This window comes from Vibrio sp. DNB22_10_4, from assembly GCF_052879755.1.
Genome location: NZ_JBNNXW010000001.1, coordinates 560811 through 579104, shown reverse-complemented (window position 1 = coordinate 579104; position 18294 = coordinate 560811). Strand labels below are relative to the sequence as shown.

General features: G+C 46.7%; 17 protein-coding genes. 5 read left to right on the top strand and 12 right to left on the bottom strand.

The window, feature by feature from the left end; genetic code table 11:
• Positions 1-123 precede the first annotated feature (123 nt).
• On the top strand, positions 124-591 hold the full coding sequence (locus tag ACVA6Q_RS02335; RefSeq protein WP_446646370.1) for a DM13 domain-containing protein: 468 nt from the start codon (positions 124-126) through the stop codon (positions 589-591).
• A 240-nt stretch (positions 592-831) separates the two neighbouring features.
• Here the strand turns inward: ACVA6Q_RS02335 and ACVA6Q_RS02330 are convergent, their stop codons facing one another.
• The 4 genes from ACVA6Q_RS02330 to ACVA6Q_RS02315 all read right to left on the bottom strand — a co-directional run bounded on the left by ACVA6Q_RS02330 (position 832) and on the right by ACVA6Q_RS02315 (position 4613).
• Positions 832-1788 carry a TAXI family TRAP transporter solute-binding subunit gene (locus ACVA6Q_RS02330; protein WP_446647163.1) on the bottom strand — a complete coding sequence of 319 codons (957 nt, stop codon included), beginning with the start codon at positions 1786-1788 and terminating at the stop codon, positions 832-834.
• A gap of 62 nt (positions 1789-1850) precedes the next feature.
• Entirely contained in the window at positions 1851-2693 is an 843-nt protein-coding gene (locus ACVA6Q_RS02325; RefSeq protein ID WP_446646369.1) for a 3-keto-5-aminohexanoate cleavage protein, read from the bottom strand.
• Position 2694: 1 nt separating this feature from the next.
• Positions 2695-4029: an aspartate aminotransferase family protein gene (locus ACVA6Q_RS02320; protein ID WP_446646368.1), complete on the bottom strand. Its 1335-nt coding sequence runs from the start codon at positions 4027-4029 to the stop codon at positions 2695-2697.
• A 119-nt stretch (positions 4030-4148) separates the two neighbouring features.
• The gene (locus tag ACVA6Q_RS02315; protein WP_353499781.1) at positions 4149-4613 is read right to left on the bottom strand and encodes a c-type cytochrome; all 465 of its coding nucleotides are present in this window, start codon (positions 4611-4613) and stop codon (positions 4149-4151) included.
• 125 nt (positions 4614-4738) lie between these two features.
• Between ACVA6Q_RS02315 and ACVA6Q_RS02310 the strand changes: the two genes are divergently transcribed.
• Together ACVA6Q_RS02310 and ACVA6Q_RS02305 are read left to right on the top strand one after the other, a co-directional pair.
• Complete coding sequence (locus tag ACVA6Q_RS02310; RefSeq protein ID WP_446647162.1) at positions 4739-5368, top strand: cytochrome b/b6 domain-containing protein; 630 nt, start codon at positions 4739-4741, stop codon at positions 5366-5368.
• Positions 5369-5447: 79 nt separating this feature from the next.
• Positions 5448-5876, top strand: coding sequence for a MarR family winged helix-turn-helix transcriptional regulator (locus ACVA6Q_RS02305; protein ID WP_446646367.1), 429 nt, complete (start codon positions 5448-5450; stop codon positions 5874-5876).
• 3 nt (positions 5877-5879) lie between these two features.
• On the opposite strand, the gene ACVA6Q_RS02300 is transcribed toward ACVA6Q_RS02305, so the two are convergent.
• From ACVA6Q_RS02300 to ACVA6Q_RS02290, 3 genes are all read right to left on the bottom strand, one after another.
• Positions 5880-6794, bottom strand: coding sequence for a diguanylate cyclase domain-containing protein (locus ACVA6Q_RS02300; protein ID WP_446646366.1), 915 nt, complete (start codon positions 6792-6794; stop codon positions 5880-5882).
• 335 nt (positions 6795-7129) lie between these two features.
• Positions 7130-7654: a cytochrome b gene (locus ACVA6Q_RS02295; protein ID WP_446646365.1), complete on the bottom strand. Its 525-nt coding sequence runs from the start codon at positions 7652-7654 to the stop codon at positions 7130-7132.
• A gap of 147 nt (positions 7655-7801) precedes the next feature.
• Positions 7802-8257: an Lrp/AsnC family transcriptional regulator gene (locus ACVA6Q_RS02290; protein WP_446646364.1), complete on the bottom strand. Its 456-nt coding sequence runs from the start codon at positions 8255-8257 to the stop codon at positions 7802-7804.
• Positions 8258-8389: 132 nt separating this feature from the next.
• Between ACVA6Q_RS02290 and ACVA6Q_RS02285 the strand changes: the two genes are divergently transcribed.
• Positions 8390-10201: a PLP-dependent transferase gene (locus ACVA6Q_RS02285; RefSeq protein WP_446646363.1), complete on the top strand. Its 1812-nt coding sequence runs from the start codon at positions 8390-8392 to the stop codon at positions 10199-10201.
• A 150-nt stretch (positions 10202-10351) separates the two neighbouring features.
• On the top strand, positions 10352-12148 hold the full coding sequence (locus ACVA6Q_RS02280) for a choice-of-anchor I family protein (RefSeq protein ID WP_446646362.1): 1797 nt from the start codon (positions 10352-10354) through the stop codon (positions 12146-12148).
• A gap of 55 nt (positions 12149-12203) precedes the next feature.
• Here the strand turns inward: ACVA6Q_RS02280 and ACVA6Q_RS02275 are convergent, their stop codons facing one another.
• From ACVA6Q_RS02275 to aguA, 5 genes are all read right to left on the bottom strand, one after another.
• Positions 12204-12743, bottom strand: coding sequence for an N-acetyltransferase family protein (locus ACVA6Q_RS02275; RefSeq protein WP_446646361.1), 540 nt, complete (start codon positions 12741-12743; stop codon positions 12204-12206).
• A gap of 173 nt (positions 12744-12916) precedes the next feature.
• Positions 12917-14107, bottom strand: a complete 1191-nt coding sequence (gene manA / locus ACVA6Q_RS02270) for a mannose-6-phosphate isomerase, class I (RefSeq protein WP_446646360.1) — start codon at positions 14105-14107, stop codon at positions 12917-12919.
• Between the two features lie 285 nt (positions 14108-14392).
• Entirely contained in the window at positions 14393-15667 is a 1275-nt protein-coding gene (gene gabT / locus ACVA6Q_RS02265; RefSeq protein ID WP_446646359.1) for a 4-aminobutyrate--2-oxoglutarate transaminase, read from the bottom strand.
• A 28-nt stretch (positions 15668-15695) separates the two neighbouring features.
• Positions 15696-17123 carry an NAD-dependent succinate-semialdehyde dehydrogenase gene (locus ACVA6Q_RS02260; RefSeq protein WP_446646358.1) on the bottom strand — a complete coding sequence of 476 codons (1428 nt, stop codon included), beginning with the start codon at positions 17121-17123 and terminating at the stop codon, positions 15696-15698.
• Between the two features lie 81 nt (positions 17124-17204).
• On the bottom strand, positions 17205-18287 hold the full coding sequence (aguA, locus tag ACVA6Q_RS02255; RefSeq protein ID WP_446646357.1) for an agmatine deiminase: 1083 nt from the start codon (positions 18285-18287) through the stop codon (positions 17205-17207).
• Positions 18288-18294 lie beyond the last annotated feature (7 nt).

The window sequence follows — 18294 nt, the reverse complement described above, 5'->3', positions numbered from 1 at the left end:
TACCATCGCAGAAGTGACGAGAGACCGCTAAGTAACCTCTGCATTGATGGCTATCAATCAGTTCACCGCTGTACTAGAGTTACCTCTAGGTATTATCCGTTTTTAGATTAGAAGGGAATCTTTGTGAAACGTGTCTTATTACTTTTTACTCACTTAGCAGCATTGTTTGCTGGTTTTATGTTGGGAACCTATGTTCTACCTATTCTCACTCAGCCAGACTCACCATCGATTGAGGCAATTGAGTCGCAAACCTCAGCCATTATATATCAGGGAGAATTTAGCAAAGAGCGAGAAGACAGTGACTTTCTACATTGGGGCGAAGGTAAAATCAGCTTTTCCGGTGAGAGTGCAATGTTTATCGGCGAACTCGCTCCGGGACCCGATTACAAACTGTACCTCTCTCCTACCTTCATAGAAACAGAGGCAGAGTTTGTCGCCAACAAAGCAGCCATGCTTCAAGTGGGAGATGTAAAAACCTTCGATCGTTTTTTGCTGACACTTCCAGAACAAACCGATTTAACTCAATACAATACGGCTATTGTGTGGTGTGAAAGTTTTGGCGAGTTCATTACCTCAGCCAAGCTAAAATGATGTCACAAAATAACTGTGAGAGCGGTTCCAACTGCCAATGACGTTGACATTTCGCTCACCGTTTACTGACAAAACCAAACGCAACTAGGCGCATTATGATTTGGCCTTAAGCACCTAGAACTTGTGTTATGTGTGTAACTCGAGGCAATACCGTTTTGTATTGCCTCTTTTTTTGCTTTCCCCCAAAGCAACAAACCCAACGCATAAGCGTTGGGTTTGAACTTTTATAAGGCCATTTGACTATTTAAGTAAACCCACTTCTTTGTAGTATTTCTCAGCACCTGGATGTAATGGCGCCGATAGGCCATCTTTGATCATCTCTTCTTTCTTCAAGTTAGCGAATGCTGGGTGCAGGCGCTTGAAATCATCAAAGTTTTCAAACACAGACTTAACGATGTTATACACCACATCTTCTGGTACTGCGGTAGATGAAACAAATGTCGCACCGACACCAAAGGTCATCGTGTCTTCAGGATTACCTTTGTACATACCGCCTGGTACTGTTGCAACGCGATAGAAACTGTTGTCTGCCACCAGCTTGTCAACCACAGAGCCGTCAACGGTTACTAGCTTACTGTCACAAGAAGTTGTTGCTTCTTTGATAGCGCCACTAGGGTGACCAACGGTATAGATCATTGCATCAATTTTATTGTCACAAAGCGCTTTAGATTGCTCAGAGGCTTTCAACTCAGAGGTCAATTTAAATACATCCGTACCCCAGCCATAGCCATCCATAAGTACTTCCATCGTACCGCGTTGGCCAGAGCCTGGGTTACCGATGTTCACTCGTTTGCCTTTTAGGTCTTCAAACTTCTCAATACCTGAGTCAGCACGCGCCACAACGGTAAACGGTTCTGGGTGGATAGAGAACACTGCACGGAGCTCTTTGTAAGGACCAGCATCAGCAAATTTGCTGGTACCATTGTACGCATGATACTGCCAGTCTGATTGCGCGATACCTAAGTCCAACTCACCCGCGCGAATGGTGTTAATGTTGTAGATAGAACCGCCTGTACTTTCCACAGAACAGCGGATCGAATGATCTTTACGGTCTTTATTTACCAATCGGCAAATCGCCCCTCCAGTAGGATAATAGACGCCTGTTACACCACCAGTACCAATTGTCACAAATTGGTCTTTGGCGTGCGCGAAGGTAGCGCCGCCCATTGCCATACAAACAGCAGATACGGTTAACATGGTCTTTATTTTGGTCATAATTATTCCTTTTCCTGTCGTAGGTATCCTGACCGGTGTACTCCTTAACAACCGGTCGAAGTGAGATGATTTTTTAATCTTTCTGTTGTCATAGGTTTGATGTTGAGCGCTGTCGCCGTATCGACAAGTTGAGTCACTAAAACAGCATTGCTATCCGCGATAGCACCTTGATTGTCATAATGATTATTTTCAAACCCTACTCGTACGTCAGCCCCCATAAGCATAGCAGCCGTCAAGCAATTATGTTCAAAATGACCAAAGGCACACACCGCCCAACGGTGATCCAGTTCAAATAATTGTGTTCCCAACATAGGTGCGAGATCCTGCGGATGAGCTAACTGCCCGTCGCGATAGCGCCCTAATACTAATAACAAATGATGGTGGTAATTGGGCAACAATCCGCGCGATAACCATCGCAAATAGTGCTGCAAGTCTTGTTCGTCATAGAGGATATATTGCGAGATGATGCCTTGCTCTGCGACCCAATGAAAGAAGCGACTCGCCGATGTTAGGTGCTGCTCATCAGGAATAAGCTCTCGAAGCGCAAAAGACGCGGCTTCCGGTTTGATTACTTTAATTAATGTCTGCTGCTGCTCCGGAAGATACTGACCGACAGCCTCCGTGGTCAGTTGCACTAGAAGCGTGTCACCCACCCGCTCCTTTAGCGCTCGGTAGAGGGGGAGGTTATCGTCAAGCTCAAGCGAGTGCCGACCTTGTTTGTCGCGAGCATGCAAATGCACCATCGCCGCTCCAGCATCTCGACACGCGATAGCTTCATCAATAATACTTGGCAGATCCAAGGGAAGATTCGGATGATCGCGTCGAGTTTTACGAGCCCCGTTGGGTGCCACGATAATCGCCGACTCAGAAAATGGTTGGACAGTCATGCTATGCCCCCCACTTTGCAGCGGCCAGCTCAAGTGAACTAGTCAGTTTAACGACCAACTCGTCGAGCTCAGCGTCAGCTATGATGAACGGCGGTGCGAGTAAGATATGATGTCCTTGTTTGCCATCGATAGTGCCCGACATGGGGTAGCACATTAATCCTTGCTTCATAGCAACGGATTTTACCCACTTATGCGCTTGTGTTGACGTGGGCAGTGGTGCTTTAGTGACTTTATCCGCCACAAGCTCAATGCCAATAAACAAACCTCGCCCACGAATATCGCCGACAAACGGCAAATCACCGAGTGTGCTATCTAGCTTATTAGATAACCCTATCCCCTGATTGGTGACAGCAGAGAGTAGATCATCGTCGATAATCGTATTCACTGTGGCAAGCGCCGCCGCGCATGCAATGGGATGCCCCATAAACGTGTGCCCATGCTGAAAAAAGCCAGACCCATTGGCGATGGTCTGATAGACCTTATCCTGCACGACCACGGCACCAATTGATTGATAACCTGCTCCAAGCCCTTTCGCTATGGTCACCATATCGGGTACAACACCTTCTTGTTCAAAAGCATAGAAAGTCCCCGTTCTTCCTACACCACACATCACTTCATCCAAGATCAGTAGGACTTCGTACTGGTCACAGATCTCTCTAATCCGTTTAAAATAGTCCTTTGTCGCTGGGACAGCGCCAGCGGTCGCCCCCACAACTGGCTCTGCGACAAACGCCATCACATTGTCCGCACCGAGTGCCAGGATTTGTTGTTCCAGTTCGTTGGCCGCCCGCATGCTGTAATCCGTTTCGGACTCATACGCCATTTGCTCGCGATATGCATAACAAGGCGCGATATGGTGACTCGTAGTGAGCAAAGGACGAAACGGCTCACGACGCCATTCGTTTCCCCCCACCGCCAGCGCGCCTAGTGTGTTGCCATGATAACTTTGCCGCCGAGCAATGAACTCTGTTTTCTGAGGTTTTCCTCTCTCAACAAAATACTGACGAGCCATTTTAAGCGCGGCTTCCACCGCCTCCGAACCACCACTTACAAAATAAACCTGCTTTAACGGCTCCGGAGCTAAGTCAACAAGACGCTTTGCTAATAGCTCACTGCTTTGTGTGGTAAAAAAGCCAGTATGCGCATAAGGCACGGCATCAAGCTGATCGCGGATAGCTTGTTTCACTTGGGGGTGATTGTGCCCCAAATTCGATACTGCCGCTCCGCCACAGCCATCAAGGTACGCTTTACCATGAGTATCGAATAGATAGACACCTTCACCATGACTCACTGTTGGCAGTTGGCCGTGACAACTGCGGTGGAATACACTGCTCATTGATTAATCCCTCAAAAACACCAGCCTATTTCCTAATAGTTGTAACAGCTGTCGGGATTTACAAATTTATTGTTTAAAAATTGTTCGCCCATTCAAAACAACTAACACATCAAGATCGATCACCAACGCGAGCGGTAACTGCGGTGACAACTGCGACAAGTAGAGTTAGCGGCATCAAGTCCAGCTTCTACCGACTCCACAGATTGAGATTGAACGCCGTCCACGACCTGTTGATAGCCTTGCTGCATGTCGGTAAGCAACTGCTGAAACTTCGCAGGTTTCTTCCAAACCGACTCTTTCGCCTTACTCCCTTGCTGGCTACCCACAGGGAAGGCCGCAGACAATAGCAAACTGTCTTCTAGAAGCTGTTCACTGGCCACTTGAAGTGCCTGCCAATCTACTTGTGACTTGCTCACTTGATCAGCAACCCGTTCGGTCTGACTCTCAATACGCTCAAACGCCGATTGACGTGTAGCGATAGACTCGGCATGGCTCATCGCTTGAGCGTTTTGCACCATAGCCAATGACACAAACACCAATCCACATACTGCAGCTTTAGAGCAAACCTTTTTCACTAGCAACATACATCCACCTTTTTTTTGGAGTTAACTTGAATGCAGATTAATTTACACAACAATAGTTGCTTACGCAACTATTGTTGTGTAAATTAATCTCACTTTTTCGATAACGAGTAGATATTATGAGAAACATTAAAGTCTGGGATGCCGCGACTCGCATTTATCACTGGGCACAGGCGTTACTGTTTGTGGCGTTAATGGACACAGGGCTTCAAGATACAGGGCCACATCTTCAGCTTGGTATGGTGTTATTTACTCTGCTGGTTTGGCGTATGTGCTGGGGCATTGTTGGCAGTGAAACCAGCCGCTTCAAACAATTTGTTAAAAAGCCGAAACAGATAGTTGACTACCTAACAGGTATACAGCCTGCCACTGCGGGGCACAATCCATTAGGTGCCCTTATGGTAGTGACTATGCTAGGCCTTCTTATTATGCAGTGTTTAAGCGGGATGTTACTAGCCGGACTATTTGACGGGTTAGAGCAATATGGCGTCGCAATCCCAGACACCTTTTATGATGCTGGAGAGCAAGTTCATCTTGTATTGGCGCAATTGCTACCTTGGCTGATCGCTGCACATGTCGCGGCGATCGTTGGATACAAGTTCATAGGTAAGCCACTACTCCTTGCAATGATAACTGGCAAGCAATGGATGACACACCAGAGCGCTGCTCCAACGCTCGTAAGCCAGCGCCGCGCATTTTTAGTGCTAATTGGCGCCATTTTAGTTACCATCGCAATAGTTGCCCCATCAATGATATGACTCATTGGTTACCAATCACGGTGACAGCTGAGCTTTCATTGCCGGGTTTTTATTAAAAGATTTGCACAACGGAAATATGATGAACAATGAATTTGAACGCGAATCCAGTTTCGGCTGGCTGCTCAACGTAGTCGCCAATCACGCATCTAAAGAGTTTGATCAGCGCCTCAAGGAAAAAGGACTAACATTAGCATTGTGGCCAACGCTGATGTGTTTATGGGAAAAAGAAGGGATCAATCAACGAGAGATCGCTCAGATGTCTAAAGTAGAAAGTTCGACGACAACACGCACTATCGACAAGTTGGAGACCCTAGGCCTTGTGGAACGTCAACCAGATCCGGAAAGTCGACGTTCATTTAAAATCTACCTAACCGAAGAAGGACGTGCGCTTAAGAAAGAGGTGATCCACTTGCCTCTCGAAGTGAATCAACAGCTTCTTGCAGCGCTTACTGACAAGGAACAAGCGACCATGATCCAGCTTTTACAAAAGCTAGTCGCGAAGCTCTAACCACTAACCAAGATGATATTTGCCGACATTTTCGTTGGCTCGGTAGAGGACGTCCAACGGGCGGGATGCTGAGAGTGAATGGCTTTCCGCCACGCCCACATCAATAGGAATAGTTAGGGCGTGGTGCCCAACTTCAATCTCTGTGTTGATCAGCTTTTCAGTCAACTTTTTCGCCACACTGCAGGCTACTTCGTAACCTGTATTTGGCAATATGGCAACAAAGTCGCTGCCTTCAAAGCGATATAGTTTGCTTAACGGACTAAGGTGTTGCTGGAAAAAATCACTCAACAGCTTGAGCAGGTTTTCACTGCTCACCAATCCATAGTCTTTTTTGTAAGTTGGGTAATCACGTACTTCGATGTACAATAACGAATATGGCGATGACGAAACCACTTTGTTTCTATAAGCATGACGCAAATATTTAAGCAGCGAACGACGACTACGAGCACCAGTGAGCGCATCCATTTCAATTAGTGCTTTAATTTTTTGCTCTCGACTAATAGTCAGTGTGATATCACTACTCAGCCACATCACCGCACTCGCCTCCCCTTCCCAAGTTGAAATTCGCGTCGCTTTTCCCTCAAACCAGAGCGTATCATTTGGCCCGGTTAAGGTTTGAAACTCCGGCGCCAAATCAGCAGCACTAACAGGGTGGACAATTGTCTCGGTAAGATCAGATTCGAGGGCTTTGCTGATGTGGTTTTGAAGTCGCTTAGCAAGTTCAGGAGACAACATCTGCTTTAGACTTAATCCAACCAACGATTTGTAATCAAAACTCGTTACCGTGGCTTCATTGCCGACAAACGCCTCGATACAATCGCCTTGCTCAGTAAACACAAACGCATTGTAAGGAAGAGCACTGAGCAGTGCATGACTTTGATTATTAGAGATATTTTTAAGGGCTACTGATTTTTTCATTATCACTCAATGAGAACAACTGACACGCATCCTGCATGTCTCTCTCTTTTAATAACTAAACCAACAATAGTGTTACAAAAAGATATCCTAGCACCATATCATTGATACTGACAAATTTAACAGTAAGTAGCTGATATTAAAAATATAATACTTCATAATTCTGGACTAACAAAAAACACAAACCACTCCGAAAAAAGAACCAAGTGAGGTATTTGAGTACCTTATAACCAACATGGTACTGCGACATAAAAAACGGCTTTGAATCTTAGTTCAAAGCCGTTTCTTATTTGGCGAGAAAAGTTATCCCACAAAATTGTAACGTGCTGACATGGAGCCTATCGACCAAACATACGTGCCAATGTGCCATCTTTATCAATAACTTGATGCTTAATCGCGCCTAACACATGCAATGCAACTGCAACCATCAGTACCGTCGCACCAATACCATGTAGATTGCTGCCCAGCGAGCCAAGCCATTCGATCTTATCGCCCTTGCTATAAAGAACCCAGCCAAACACATCGATCCCTCGTCCGCCACCAATGCTCATCATGATGCCAGAGGTTGGCATCAGCAATGTGCCTAGCAGAAGCAAGTGATGAATAGATTTGGCGGCGATTTCCTGCAATCTAGGCATAGGCGCAGCGCTTTCGATAGCGCCCTCCTTGAATCGCCAAATCACGCGTGCAGTAGCGATCACAAGTAAGATCACACCCAGTGATTTATGAATCCCCAAGAGTTCGAATTTTTCTGGACTACGCTCCATCGATTCAAAGACTTTACCGAGTACAAAAATCCCGATAAAGGTCAGTCCCGTTAACCAGTGAAGAGCAATTGTCGGTTTTGATAGTTTTTTTGACATGATTATTTTTCCTTAAAAAAGCCAAGGACATTATCAGGAATTTGCAATTGTTAGGCGATAGTCAGGAATGTAAAGCTAAGTAAAAGTTCAGGTTCGACGGTTCGACGGTTCGACGGTTCGACGGTTCGACGACTCGACGATCCACACCTAGTTTATTGGAAGCTTTGTCTTTCGTTTTACTTGCCCGAATGCAAAGCTTGATTCAATAGAAGCAATATTGGGAAGCGGAGTAAGTTGGCGACGAATAAACTGCTCATAGGTTTTCAGTGAACCACTCACCACATGCAGTAAATAGTCGTGATTACCTGTCATCAAAAAGCACTCTAGAACCTCGTCCATTACTTCAATGTGCTGCTCAAAGTCACGCATATTATCCTCGGTAGGCTTTTCTAGCTTAACCAGCACAAAGACGTTAACTGGCAAACCACATGCCTCTTGATCGACACTCGCATGGTAGCCACGAATAATGCCTTGTTTCTCCAATGCCCGCACTCTGCGAAGGCAAGGAGACGGTGAAAGAGCGATGCGATCGGCAAGCTCTTGATTACTTAATCGAGCGTTGCTTTGAAGCTCTTTCAATATCTTCTTATCAATCTCATCCATTGGCAGATTCCTTCAACTTTAATCATGTTCACGCAATATTATTGCGCCATAACCCGTAAATAGTTAGCACATCGCAATCGTTAACATTTTTATAACACTAAACTTTTAAGAGGTAAAATAAAGGATGGAAATATGAATACCTCGACTCAACTCAGCCCTCTAAGAAAAACAACCAAACACGAACAAGCAGAGGCATTGGCAATAGAACAAGCCCAGCACTTTGGAATCGATCCGAACAGTGAATACGGAATGTCGCTGGTCGAGCTTGCAACGACCTTATATAAAGCGAACAACAAGACCCATGATCTTTGGGCAATCACCGTCGAAGGCCTATCTGATCTCGACAAAAGCGATCGCATCGCTTGGTTTAATGCCAAACGATTTTTGTCGTTCCAGATCGCGAAAATCCTCGATAACCTTCAAAACCCGATGCGGGCCACTTACCAATCAATCGCCACCAACAATGGAAACTTCGCTTCCAAAGGGGCATACCCTATTTTTGACAACGTGGCCGCTATCTTCTCTGCAAGCCCAGTTATCACTCGCACCGCGACCTACCTTTTCGCGTGTACTGAATGGATTGAAGATGCGTTTAACGGCAAAGAGCCGTTGCACGATATCTATTCAAGACTGCTCAACCCAACATCGATTGCTCTTGCGAATCATATGGTCGACTTAGAAGCGGGTGAAAGAGCAAACCAATATCTTGCTTGGAACTTCAACTCCGGGATGGCAGCGATTGATGGTCTACTTAGTCACCTGTTGGGCTATGAAGATATTGTTCTAGCATCGCGAAACATCTATGGCGGATCGTATCAATTGCTTGAAGACTGGTTTGCTAAGCCGTCGAATCTCAATGTCGCAGTTGAGTGGGTCGATGGTTATTCTGGTGACGACTTCGCCAAACGCTTAGATGAAGTGACTGAGAAATACGCAGACCGAATAGCAAACGGCAAACGCATCTACGTCTACCTAGAATCGCCTTGTAACCCTCACGGGTACGTGCTGGACGTCGCGGCCATTAGCCATGCCTCACACACTCGCGGATGGGACGTGATTGTCGACTCAACCGTTGGGACACCGATGCTACACCCTGTGCTAAAACGTGACGATGTTATGGAACGTCCCGACTACGTCATTCACTCGTATACTAAGGAGCTAGCGGGATCGGGAACAACGACTGCTGGAGTGGTCATAGGTCGAAATGAAACCATGTTCATCCCTAAAGGTGAGAGTGTTCCATTCACTAAACCTAATGGCGATGACGTGACTATTGAGTGGAATAACTCACTGTTTTGGAACGTTTACTATATTAAAGGCGCCTTCCTCGATGCGGACAAGGCGTTTGAAGTACTCAACGGCATGAAAACCTATGAGATGCGTGTGGTGCAAAAAACGATTAATACACTAACGCTGGCCAAGATCTTCGATGCGCACCCCGACATCAATGTCTCATGCCCTGCTCTACCTGATAGTGATAACTACCTTCACTGTCAGAGGAATATGTATCTAGGTTTACCAGCAGCGCTGTTTACCATCGACATGGAGGGCAATGGAAATCGAGCGCCTATCAATCGAGAAGTGTTTAAGCAGTTCTTTGACATGCTAGAGCCAGCAGTTGGTATGCAAGTTAGCCTTGGGCAAACCAACACGGTCGCGCTGTGCCCAGCTCTCACCACGCACTCAGAGCTTAGTGATTCAGCGCTATCAGAGGCGGGGATAAAGCCTACCACCATGAGGCTTTCCATTGGCCTAGAAGACCCGCGTATGTTTATCGCCCACATCATAGAGGCGGCAAGCCTATCTATTGATAATAAGCATCCCGAGTTTTCACAAAGTTTTCCAAGTGCTGAGCAGATAGACGACATCTACCTGCAAACCTACACGCAGGTTCATGACAAAATCATTCGCAATCAACCCAGCTTCAATACACTAAGGCGATAGTTCCGACTGTCAGAGATGAGATAAGCGAGAGCATTGGCTCTCGCTTTGTTTTATTGTCAACTATATCGTTTAATCAGATAGTTACATTATCGACATAAAAGCGTCATACCACTTCTCTAAAGTCGGCGAGTCTACTTTCAAGGAGGAAACATGAAACACACACTCGCTCTATCTGCCCTAGCTATAGCTTCTGCCAGTTTACTGGGCTGCGCCTCAAGCACACCAACATCCACAAGTCAGCCATTCTCGGCTGTGAAAGATTTTAATATTCAATGTCTGGCTCAAACAGCGCCACAGCCCAGTGAGATGACGGTCAGTGGTCTTACTCTTGTAGGAACGTCTGTGGCTGATGCACCGTTTGCTAGCTCTGCCGCTGAAATCGTCAGTTACGATAGCTGCACCGACAAGCTTTATGTCGTCAATGCTCAAGGCAAAACTGTTGACGTCATGTTGCTTGACGAGGCGAGTGCACCGACTCTGTTCGGACAAATTGATCTTAACTCAGCTGCAGCACAGTCAGATATTGCCATTGGTGCAGCAAACAGCGTTTCTGCGCATCAAGGATTGGTCGCAGTCGCCATTGAAAACGCGAATAAGCAGCAAGCGGGTCTCATCGCATTGTACCGTTCGGATACTTTAGAGCTGATTACTACTTACCCAGCAGGCGCACTGCCGGATATGGTGAGCTTTTCCAAAGATGGACGATACATCGCCTCAGCCAATGAGGGTGAACCAAACTCGGATTACTCTATCGATCCTGAAGGCTCAGTAACGCTTGTCGATTTAGGCAAAGGCCCACTCAATGCCGAAGTGACGCAAATCGACTTTAGAGACTTCAATCAAGGTGAGTCCAGACATGCTGAACTCAGTGACAAGGTTCGAATCTCACACCCGGAAGCTAGCGTCGCGCAAGATCTGGAACCAGAATACTTAACCTTTGCGGACAACGGTCAAGTGTATGTCGCACTTCAAGAAAATAATGCGCTGGCTGCCATCGACGTTGAACAAAAACGTGTAGTCAGCATCTACGGACTTGGTGGCAAATCCTGGAAAACCGCTCAGCTGGATGCATCAAATAAAGACAAGATTGTTGGCAACTTACAAAGCTACCCTATGCTAGAAGGGCTTTATATGCCCGACAGCATTACCAGTTACCAAGCAGACGGTAAAACCTACATCGTGACAGCAAACGAAGGCGACGGCCGTGAATATGGGTTTGATACCACTCAGGAGCAGTGTGACCAACTAGGCTATAAATGGGATGGCGACGAAGACCAATCAGCAACGGATTACGCGGCCAATCAGGACTTCTGTATTGCTTACGTGGATGAAGTGCGCGGTAAAAAGCTCAAGGTTGCTGACGACCACCCTCTTGCCGAGGCGCTCAAAGACAACAAACAGCTTGCACGTCTTAAAGTCATCAATCCAAAGAGTCCACTGCAGGCTGACGAAAAGGTACAAGCCTTTGGCGCTCGTTCTTTCACGATTTGGAATGACCAAGGAGAAGCTGTTTACGACAGCGGTGATGAGTTCGCAAATATTGTACTGATGAGCGACAAAGCCAACTTCAACAGCACTAACGACAACAACACATCAGCCGATGATCGTAGTGATGACAAAGGTGTTGAGCCAGAAGCCATTGAAGTCTCCTCTATCAATGGCCGTCATTACGCCTTTATTGGGCTAGAGCGACAAGGCGGTATTATGGTTTATGACGTCACCGTTCCTGAGCAAGCGCTATTCATCACCTATGTGAACAATCGTGACTTTAATCAACCGGTTTGCACTCAAGTAGACGACGGTGATTGTGCGAACGATACCTACAACCCTAAAGCCGGAGATCTTGGTCCAGAGTCCATTAAGTATTTTACAAGGCAGGGTCAACACTTCATCGCAGTAGGCAACGAAGTGAGCGGAACGACATCTGTATTTAGGCTAGATTTCTAACTGCGAAGCTCAATAGGTAAAGGGCACCTCTTTGTGAGATGCCCTTTTTATTAGATTAAGCTAGAACACCACATCCTTCACCCAAGTCCGCTGGGCGCTTCCAAGTGTAGAGGTATTCATCAAGAAACTTACCGCAAGGGGATTCTGTACGCTGTTTTAGGACTTGATTGCCGCCGAGCGACTCATAGAAATGAATGGCATTGGTATTATCGGCGAGAACCTCGAGAAAAATACCATTGTCCGGGTAGAACTTTTCCGCCCATTCGACGGCACGAACGATAAGCTGTTTAGCGACACCGCGACGCTGTGCTGGAGGCGTGACATGCAGGTTATCGATGATAGTGCCGAAATCGACGTTATGATTGCCAAAAAGACAAATAAAACCCACCAGCTCACCGTTGTCTTCTGCAACAAGCACATGTTGACTGAAAGGTGGATTAAGCAGCCTTGTTTGCCAAATCAGTTGTTTATCTTCTAAAACCGAATCGTCAAGATACGATTGGCGCATGATTCCCTTATAAGCGTGTTGCCAGCTCGATGCGTGTAATTGAGCCACATTTTGAAAGTCAGCATATTCTGCTACTCTAAATTCCATTTTACAGTACCTAGTGCTTTAGTTTTTACATTTCCTTAAATTACATACTAGTTATCTGTAACTAAATTGCAATCCATGCTGATTACATTCCGTACAAATTGGACAAAAAAAGGGAGATCTCTCGCGATCTCCCTAGCAGTTTGTCGATATTGCATCAGTTTTTGTTCTCAAACCTAACAATAGGCACGAGCAAACTTACCTTGGCAGTTGACAGAATAGTGCTTGGTAAAAGCCGGAATGAACATAGAATGCCCGCGCTCCAACACAGCAACCTCACCATTTTCATGCGTTAAATGCACTGGCTCATCGAGCGCAAACAAGATCTCTGGCGTTTCCACCGAGAGCTCACGCTGGTGCTGATTCGCATACACGCTAAATTTAAAGTCTTTTACTGGCACCAAATAGTGCTCAGCGCCGTTCTCACGGTGGGGAGTCGATAGCAAAGCTTCACGGCGTTTTGGCTCAAACACTGTACAAGCTGCCAACTCAGCAACATCAATATGCTTTGGCGTCAGGCCAGCGCGAAGGACGTTGTCGGAGTTAGCCATAATTTCAAGACCCGTCCCTTTACAATAGGCATGAGGAGTACACGCATCTAGGTACATTGCCTGGCCTGGCTCTAGGGTGAGAACATGCAAGATAAGCGGCGCGAATAAGCCGATATCACCAGGGTATCGCTCTGCTAACCAAGTAATGAGCTCAAATGTCTCATCACCTTGCTGACTGCTAGCAAAACTTAATAGGGCGTCAATGGCTCGGCATTTGATTTCCCCTTCCAGCTTCAGCAACCCGACAAAGAACTGCTCAAGTCCCTTAGGGTTCGGCTCAGAGTTGTATTTCGCAACGAGCTCAGACAACTCCAAAATATCCAATGTATTAAAGTACTTCAGTATCTCTTCATGGGGCCTAAAACCGTTCATCGCTTGATAGCGAGTTAAGGCATAAACCAATTCCGGTTTGTGATTGGGATCTTTGTAGTTTCGACTGCCCGCGTTCAAAGCCAAGCCATTTTGCTGCTCCAACAAATAGCCTTTCTCAGCTTGTTCTTTACTCGGGTGTACTTGAATCGAGAGTGCATTTTCTGCAGCAAGAACCTTGAACAAGTACGGCAACTCACCAAATTGCTGCTGTACAGAAGGGCTGAGAATAGACTCAGGGTCACCAGCCACCCATTGGTCGAGGCGAACCAAGTGATTATCGATGAAGACCTGAGAACAACCGTTAGGATGCGCACCCATCCACAGTTCAGCTTGCGGTTTATGCTTAGGGTTCTCGATACCAAATAGCGTCGAAATCGAGGTCTCACTGCCCCATGGGTAATCTTGGATAACATTACTCATAGGTAGAAAATGTTGTTGCGTCATGAAAATTCCAACCAATCATCAAAGGGATCTTGATAGCGGACTTTTTCAAAAGAGCGCTATCAAGATCCAGATCTGCTAACGGAGTGCCCGCCACTTGGAATAAGTTAACAGAACTTAATTTAAAACTATATAGTTTTAAATTAATAAATGATCAATACTTTCGACAAGATCAAAAATTGACAAAAAGATCAGAAAAAAGAAAAGCCCCCTCGGGCTCGAATCGAGGGGGCTTTTTAAACGGGAGACTTTATCGGAGCGATAAAAATCTGTGGAAAGCTGGGGGGATTACTTCGCCACATCTAAAATGATAGCTTCTAGCTTATCTAAGCCTTCTGCTAAAACTTCTGACTCTATGGTTAGCGGTGGCAATAAGCGGATCACATTCGCTTTCACGCCACACGACAGTAGAATAAGACCGTTTTCTTGAGCCTTAGCAATCACCGCTTTGGTGACATCTTGCAATGGCTGCTGTGTTTGAGGGTCGGTAAACTCAATCGCCATCATTGCGCCAATAGTACGGATTTCACCAATGGCTGGAACTTGCTTTTGCAGCGCTGTCATTCGAGCATTAACCACTTCACCGATACCTTGAGCTTTAGCACACAATTGCTCTTCTTCGATGATCTTGAGAACTTCTAAGCCCGCAATACAACCAAGTGGAGAGCCCGCGTACGTACCACCAAGGCCACCAGGAAGCGCTGAATCCATGACGTGCGCTTTCCCGACTACTGCAGAGATTGGGAAACCGCCCGCAATCCCTTTCGCCATCGTCATCATGTCAGGTTCAATACCAATGTGCTCTGTTGCGAACATTTTGCCTGTACGGGCAAAACCAGTTTGGATCTCATCCGCAATCAACAAGATACCGTGCTTGTCACACAGTGCACGTACCGCTTCGGCAAAGTCTTGAGGTGCTTGATAGAAACCACCCTCACCTTGTACTGGCTCAAAAATGATCGCCGCAACACGGCTAGGCTCGATATCACAAGCAAATAGATCTTCAAGCGCCTGCAGGCTGTCTTGAGTGCTAATACCATGAAACGCGTTTGGATACGGCGCATGGAAGATCTCGTTCGGGAACGGCCCAAAACCCGCTTTATATGGCGCAACCTTACCGGTTAGACCCATAGTCATATTGGTACGGCCGTGGAAGCCACCTTTAAAAGCGATTACGCCGCTACGACCTGTATGGGCACGTGCCACTTTCACCGCGTTTTCGACGGCTTCAGCACCAGTGGTAAGGAAGATCGCTTTCTTCTCGGTATCACCCGGAGCAAGCTCTGTGAGTTTTTCAGCCAGCTCCACAAACGATTCGTATGGGGTGACCATCGCACATGTATGAGAGAAGTTTTCAATCTGCGCTTTCACCGCTTCTGTAATGCGTGGGTGGGAGTGACCGGTATTGGTTACTGCAATACCTGCAGCAAAATCGATGTATTTGTTGCCATCGACATCCCATACATGGGCATTTTCTGCTTTCTCAACATACAATGGGTAAAGTGCGCCCATACCTTGAGCGATAACTTTGCTTCTTCTTTCGTGCAGTTGTTGATTTTTCATTGTTCAGTCCTTTATTCGTTATCGCTAATTAATTTCCACCAAAACATAGGTATTTGACGTCCATATACTCGTCGATACCTTGCTTCGCGCCTTCACGGCCAATACCTGATTGTTTCACACCACCAAATGGCGCAACCTCAGTAGAAATAATGCCTTCGTTAATGCCAACCATGCCGTATTCCAACGCCTCCGCCACTTTCCATACGCGATGAATGTTTTGGCTGTAGAAGTAACTTGCAAGGCCGTAGATAGTGTCGTTGGCCATCTCGATCAACTCTTCATCCGTTTCAAAACGAATTACAGGAGCTACCGGGCCAAAGATTTCTTCTTGAACGATATCCATACTGTGTGACACGTCTTTTAGCACCACTGGCTGCATGAAGTTGCCTTCAAGGGATTTAAGCGCTGTGACAGGTGTTGCGCCCTGTTCAATGGCACGATCAATCAGAGCTTGGATACCCTGTTTTGCACTTTCATTGATCACAGGGCCAATGCTAACGCCTTCATCCAGACCGTTACCAATTTTGAGCTGCTGTACCGCCGCATCAAATTTAGCCACAAACTCGTCATACACTTTGCTATGAACATAGAAGCGGTTTGCACAAACACACGTTTGGCCTGCATTTCGGAACTTAGACGCCATTGCGCCTTGAATCGCAGCATCAATATCTGCATCGTCAAAAACAATGAATGGCGCGTTACCACCTAGCTCCATCGACGTGCGCTTGATGTCCTTAGCAGACTGCGCCATCAATACACTGCCCACTTGAGTCGATCCTGTGAATGAGAGCTTTCTTATCAGAGGATGCGAAGTAAAGATTGCCCCAATTTTACGTGAGCTTTCACCCAGCACGACTTGCAGCGCGTCTTTTGGAATACCTGCTTGATAAGCCAGTTCCACGATGGCGAACGCAGACAGCGGCGTTGAATCAGACGGTTTCACTACAAAGCTACAACCTGCAGCAAGAGCAGGACCGGCTTTACGCGTGATCATAGCGATAGGGAAGTTCCAAGGGGTAATGGCAACAGCAACACCAATGGGTTGCTTGATAGTCACGACGCGCTTATCGGCCGTTGGACCTGGGATCGTATCGCCATAAGTACGTTTAGCTTCTTCCGCAAACCACTCAATAAAGCTCGCGCCATACAACACTTCACCTGCAGCTTCGGCAAGTGGTTTGCCTTGCTCCATTGTCATGATTCTAGCAAGATCATCTTTGTTTTCTAGAATAAGCTGGAACCAACGGTTGAGCATACCGGCGCGCGTTTTTGCAGGTACTTTCGCCCACTCTTTTTGTGCTACATGGGCACGCTCAATAGCGTCCATCACTTCTGCATCACTTGAGCGTGGCGCAAAGCCCACTGTCTCTTCGGTTGCAGGGTTGGTTACTTCAACAGCGTTGTCGGCTGCTGTCACCATAAACGCCAATAGGCTTTTGTTGTCAATTTGCTGCATGGTGAATCCTTTTGCTTTTTTGGCTTGCTTCTATTAAGCAGCCATTTTGTTTGTAAATAGAGTGAGTCAGTAAACCGAGCCCTAAGCTGGGATCTGCTGAGTAATACAATGTATGTTACCGCCACCTAACAACACTTCGCGCGTCTGAATACCAACGATTTGATAATCAGGCAGTGCTGCGGCCAAAATCTCTATCGCAATGCTGTCAAAATCACTGTCTAGCAGCGGCAGAAAGACATGCCCGTTAACCATCAAAAAGTTAGCGTAAGACGCACTTAATCGTTCTCCCGCCTGACGGTTCATACCATCGCTAGTTTCCACGCCAGACGCCTCTTCATGAGAGTAGTATAACGGTCCAGGCAATGGCACTTTGATGACTTCGATAACACGACCCCTAGCATCCGTTTGCGTCTTGAGTGCTGATAACGCTTCCCTAGACAAAGCGTATTGAGGATCGAATGGATCATCTGTCCAACTCAATACGACTTTACCGGGTGCAACCACGTGAATCAGATTGTCTACGTGTCCATCGGTTTCATCGTTAAACAGTCCCTTAGGTAACCATACTACTTTCTCGATACCGAGGTATTCACTCAATTTGGCTTCAATCTGCGTCTTAGACAGTGATGGATTACGTCCCGGGCTCAGCAAGCATTCTTCAGTGGTGTACAGAGTACCTTCACCATCAGTGTGAATAGCACCACCTTCGAGGACGAACGGGGCACGATAGTAATCAAGTCCCATGACATCACACACTGCCGCCGCGACGTTATCATCGTCACTCCAGTCATCATAAAGGCCATTGAACTCACCACCCCAAGCATTGAACTTCCAGCTCACGCCGCGCCTGTCACCCTTAGCGTTAACAACGACCGTTGGACCAATATCTCGCATCCAAGAATCATTGAACGCCATCTCCACCAGCTTTACTGAACGGTCAAGCATAGCGCGAGCTGTCTCATACTGAGAACTGCTCACTGCCACGGACACGGGTACAACATCGGCAATTGCATTGGCAACCTTTGCGAAGGTTCTTTGCGCTGGCTTAGCTTTGTCTCGCCAGTTGTCGCGGCGCTCAGGCCAAGCCAACCAAACTTCTCTTACCGGCTCAAACTCAGCCGGAAAAAAGAAACCATCTTGTTTTGGTGTTGTGGTGAGTTTCATTGGTCAC

What these genes read in the sequence shown, in the direction of transcription:
- ACVA6Q_RS02330 (WP_446647163.1), bottom strand. Translation starts at nt 1,788, where the DNA reads ATGTTAACCGTATCTGCTGTTTGTATGGCAATGGGCGGCGCTACCTTC.
- ACVA6Q_RS02325 (WP_446646369.1), bottom strand. Translation starts at nt 2,693, where the DNA reads ATGACTGTCCAACCATTTTCTGAGTCGGCGATTATCGTGGCACCCAAC.
- ACVA6Q_RS02320 (WP_446646368.1), bottom strand. Translation starts at nt 4,029, where the DNA reads ATGAGCAGTGTATTCCACCGCAGTTGTCACGGCCAACTGCCAACAGTG.
- ACVA6Q_RS02315 (WP_353499781.1), bottom strand. Translation starts at nt 4,613, where the DNA reads ATGTTGCTAGTGAAAAAGGTTTGCTCTAAAGCTGCAGTATGTGGATTG.
- ACVA6Q_RS02305 (WP_446646367.1), top strand. Translation starts at nt 5,448, where the DNA reads ATGAACAATGAATTTGAACGCGAATCCAGTTTCGGCTGGCTGCTCAAC.
- ACVA6Q_RS02300 (WP_446646366.1), bottom strand. Translation starts at nt 6,794, where the DNA reads ATGAAAAAATCAGTAGCCCTTAAAAATATCTCTAATAATCAAAGTCAT.
- ACVA6Q_RS02295 (WP_446646365.1), bottom strand. Translation starts at nt 7,654, where the DNA reads ATGTCAAAAAAACTATCAAAACCGACAATTGCTCTTCACTGGTTAACG.
- ACVA6Q_RS02290 (WP_446646364.1), bottom strand. Translation starts at nt 8,257, where the DNA reads ATGGATGAGATTGATAAGAAGATATTGAAAGAGCTTCAAAGCAACGCT.
- ACVA6Q_RS02285 (WP_446646363.1), top strand. Translation starts at nt 8,390, where the DNA reads ATGAATACCTCGACTCAACTCAGCCCTCTAAGAAAAACAACCAAACAC.
- ACVA6Q_RS02280 (WP_446646362.1), top strand. Translation starts at nt 10,352, where the DNA reads ATGAAACACACACTCGCTCTATCTGCCCTAGCTATAGCTTCTGCCAGT.
- ACVA6Q_RS02275 (WP_446646361.1), bottom strand. Translation starts at nt 12,743, where the DNA reads ATGGAATTTAGAGTAGCAGAATATGCTGACTTTCAAAATGTGGCTCAA.
- manA (WP_446646360.1), bottom strand. Translation starts at nt 14,107, where the DNA reads ATGACGCAACAACATTTTCTACCTATGAGTAATGTTATCCAAGATTAC.
- gabT (WP_446646359.1), bottom strand. Translation starts at nt 15,667, where the DNA reads ATGAAAAATCAACAACTGCACGAAAGAAGAAGCAAAGTTATCGCTCAA.
- ACVA6Q_RS02260 (WP_446646358.1), bottom strand. Translation starts at nt 17,123, where the DNA reads ATGCAGCAAATTGACAACAAAAGCCTATTGGCGTTTATGGTGACAGCA.
- aguA (WP_446646357.1), bottom strand. Translation starts at nt 18,287, where the DNA reads ATGAAACTCACCACAACACCAAAACAAGATGGTTTCTTTTTTCCGGCT.